Raw genomic sequence first — 3,595 nt, 5'->3', positions numbered from 1 at the left:
TGTCGGCAATACGCCGCTTGCGTCATTCCGCTGCTTTGCCAAGTGTTCAGGTGATGTATCCAATGCGCGGTTAAGGTCATGCATTATCCTCTTCAAAAATTTTGAGAATAACGGTTCTGAATTTATTAGAACAGGTGGTTTGGTTGAGCGCTTACTTTCCATTTTCATCTGTAATATCTACACCCAGCGCGCCAAACTCGGCAGAAGCCTTACTCCACCCCCCTAAAAAGATACGTTTGCCATGATCAGATAATACTCCAAGATGCTTAACTAAAGACTGTATAAGCTCCCGATATGGTTTACTCATACCCTTAATCCCATTAAAAGCTCCCGGCGCAAAATCAATTTCAGGAAATGCTGAATGTGCGAACCCTTCCATTTCGCCAGGATGATGAGTTGTATCGGTTATGAGCCAACGAAAAAAACTGCAATAGTGTTTATGATCAGCAATGAACCACAAGTTTTCTGTACTATTTTTTATCGTTACAGCAATAAATCCTGTTAGCCGACTGCTGGAAAAAACTAAACAAGCAACTGCACAGGTTTTGTTTTGCTTTGTTTGTTCATAAGCCCATGCAATTGATGGCGCATCATATTCATCATTTTTCGGAGCAATTCGCACAGCAAAGGCTGGCGGCCATGAATAGTCAAGCTCCTGCCATTTGGATAGCCGCGCAAATAGGATAGCAATACGTTCCTGCACTTCCCGAGGAATTGAAATTGGCAAATCGGGGTCATACAATTCATAAAAGCTTTTATCTTGCCAAACAGCCTTAGAAAAAAGCTCCTCTGAATAACAAGCTAAATGACCTTGCTCATTGGCATCATCAAGTAAATCCAGCAGTGTCTCGAACGCTTCGATAAAGTCATCTTGTGCAAGCCCATCAAAACACCAACTGGTTTCGTCAATAACAAACCTCATGAACTACTCCTTTCGTCTACGCACACGAGTAAGCGCAGTAATATCAAGTTGATATTGATCAAAAAATCCGCGTGGCCAAGAAGCAATACCCCCTGTTTCGGTAAAACTTAGAGGTTGAGGAGGAGTGGCATCAACATCAAAAAAAATGAATGATCGCTTGATCTTTAGACAAAATAGAATGCTCTCCGATAGCACGGCGAATACCATTCAAAACATGATCAGAATGGGTTTCTACCACAACCTGCACACCAGCTGAGGCAATGGACGCAAGAAAATAACCCATTTGAGATTGTCCAGCTGGATGTAGATGGGCTTCTGGGTTTTCTATAATCAAAATTCCATCTTTCCCTGCCGTAAGCCCGGCCAAAATAACCGGGAGAGAGTAAGTAACACCGAACCCCATATTGGGCGGATGAACCCACTCGCCACCAGGAACGCGAAAACGCAATGCTGTAACTGTCTTAATAGCAAGAGACTCGGTATCAATCTGTACAGGACGGGCAATTCGTGACAACCATCTTTCTGTTTCAAATTTTAGTAATGCCGCATCAGCTTCCCTCGCATCTGGACATCTGCGGGGAGCATCAATGTAAAAGCCACCAAGGTCATATAAAACCTGAGCGCTGTATTCGCCGCGAAACCCCACCTCCAATTGTTCAGAAGGTAGCGCGGCAGAACCCAGTATATTGCGAGGACCAAAGCGTTCGGCGCAAAGATACTGAAACATTCGCTCATCTGCTTTGAAAACTGGCGGAAGTTCTTGTGGATGTTCTTGTATTTCAGCATAGAGAGAGGCCGGATTCCCACCCAACACCCATGTGTATATGCTGCAAGCTTCATCGGTAAGAACAAAGCGTATGGGATCTTGAGTGTTCCAGTTTTGAATATCCCCAAAAGTACCTAAATCCAAACCATACGGGCCGTTCAACTGAGCGATTTTGTCGTTGCGTCGAGCAATTTCACGTATCAAAAGCAACGCATGAATCACGGAGGTTTTCCCGGCACCATTCATACCAGCTAAAATAGTAAGCGGAGCCATTTTAAAGACCGCTTCTTCAAACATTTTGAAGCCATAAATTTTGAGTTCATTAATCATCTAAGAATTTTCTCCAAGGCTTCACGAGGTTTAGTAATTCGTTCTTTTATTTTTTTATAAGAACCGGTACCAGAGCTTACAGCAGTTTCATAATCAGGATCATTAAAAAGCTCCCATAATGTTTTTTGAATCTTATCTTTATTGGCAATAACAATATCGGGATGATAGTCTGCTAGAGCTAAGGCTTGTGATTCAAAAATTGCTTTGTTGATACTACCTCTTGCTGGTTGGTTATTGGGAAGCCGTCTACGAAAGACATCTTTACCAAAAACCAGGTAACAATTCTGCATTGCCTGTTGAAAGGCAATTTCTAACTTCTTTAAGTCAGCGGATTTAGCCTTATGATCGAGCCAACGGGAAAAATCTAAAAGAAACGCATCTAAACTTGATGCTTTAGAATATTTTTCTAATGGTTCAATATAAAACGCACAGAAACGCAGTGCCATTTCCCTGTCTGTCATGCGCTTGCTATCACGAACCCATTCTCCTTCAGGATTTTTGCTCCAAAACAATTTACCCATAGCCGCATCAAAACTGTCGCTCTCAACGAGCTTACGCAAAAATTCACGAGATCGTTCCTTGCTCATACAATGTCGGATTTCCTGTGCATAAAGTGGGCTACCGCCAGTATTTACGCGATTAAAAATATCGTATTTAACGTCATCCGGTGTCTGTGGCTCGATTACATGCGCCACAATCTGAGTGCCAGCAAATCGACGTTTGGTGGCAGGATCAAGACTTGAAAATGTGGAGCCTTTTAGTGGACTTAGATATTCGAGGTGTTCTTCTTTTAACTCTAATTGATCAGACATAAAGCGTTTAATTGTCGTGAGACGCTGAACACCATCAATCACCTGTTGGGCACCGTCTTTGTCTTGATTAAAGTAAAAAGCGGGAAGTGGGATACCTAAAAGAATTGTTTCAATAAGACGTATCTGTTGTTTGATATCCCAAACAAAAGACCGTTGAAATTCGGGCGCAAGGTCCAGTTCTTTGTCTAGTTCTTTTTCTTGGTTAGAAGCCTTATCTTGAATTTGGGTATAAATCTCTCTGATAGTGAAGTTCTTAGTCGTAATTCGAATATCATCTGGATTCCATGGCTTCATTTTCAGGTCAGACCCAGATTTATCCTCATCATCTAACTTGCTTTCTTCATCGGAGATATTCATTTCATTGATGTCATCAAAAGTTTCTTGTGTTTCCATGAATTTCTCAGGATTAAAACGTAAAAAAATTGAATCTTACAATAACAAACAGCATCGATATAGACCATATTCTTTAATTTATAACTTAAGTCGAGGAATCTCAAAAAACCTTAACAACGCAGCCTTGCACTCCGAAAATCGGATGTTTAGTGCTTAACTTAATGGCATGAATGCGTGCACAAAGAAAAACGTCCCTAAGACTATAGCCCGCCCAATTTGAGAACCGTAGTTCGTCTCCGGGTCGTCATCTCGGCATGGATTGCCAAGAACACAGGGGGACTTGAAGAGCGCCATCCATGGCACTGGATTCCGGCAATCCATGCCGGAATGACGGGTATGTAAACTATGGCTTTCTGATTGATCGCGGTTTAT

Annotated in this window: 5 protein-coding genes; all 5 read right to left on the bottom strand. The window is 42.0% G+C overall.

All coding sequences use genetic code 11. The annotated features are described in order from the left end of the window. Positions 1-80, bottom strand: an 80-nt coding sequence (gene tnpA / locus VZ94_RS33325) for an IS66 family insertion sequence element accessory protein TnpA (protein ID WP_439097744.1), incomplete at its 3' end; no start/stop codon positions are given. Positions 81-151: 71 nt separating this feature from the next. Then, the gene (locus VZ94_RS15780; RefSeq protein WP_045779964.1) at positions 152-922 is read right to left on the bottom strand and encodes a hypothetical protein; all 771 of its coding nucleotides are present in this window, start codon (positions 920-922) and stop codon (positions 152-154) included. A gap of 3 nt (positions 923-925) precedes the next feature. After that, positions 926-1,129, bottom strand: a complete 204-nt coding sequence (locus tag VZ94_RS32845; RefSeq protein WP_369126305.1) for a DUF3696 domain-containing protein — start codon at positions 1,127-1,129, stop codon at positions 926-928. Further along, positions 1,059-2,018: an AAA family ATPase gene (locus tag VZ94_RS15775; RefSeq protein WP_204369171.1), complete on the bottom strand. Its 960-nt coding sequence runs from the start codon at positions 2,016-2,018 to the stop codon at positions 1,059-1,061. Before VZ94_RS15775 ends, VZ94_RS32845 begins: the two co-directional genes overlap by 71 nt. Then, positions 2,015-3,223 carry a DUF262 domain-containing protein gene (locus VZ94_RS15770; protein WP_045779963.1) on the bottom strand — a complete coding sequence of 403 codons (1,209 nt, stop codon included), beginning with the start codon at positions 3,221-3,223 and terminating at the stop codon, positions 2,015-2,017. The genes VZ94_RS15775 and VZ94_RS15770 overlap by 4 nt, the downstream gene beginning before the upstream one ends. Positions 3,224-3,595: the final 372 nt, after the last annotated feature.

It is taken from the genome of Methylocucumis oryzae, from assembly GCF_000963695.1.
Lineage (GTDB): Bacteria > Pseudomonadota > Gammaproteobacteria > Methylococcales > Methylomonadaceae > Methylovulum > Methylovulum oryzae.
The sequence above is the reverse complement of the archived record's forward strand: the minus strand, read 5'-3'. Positions and strand labels throughout refer to the sequence as shown.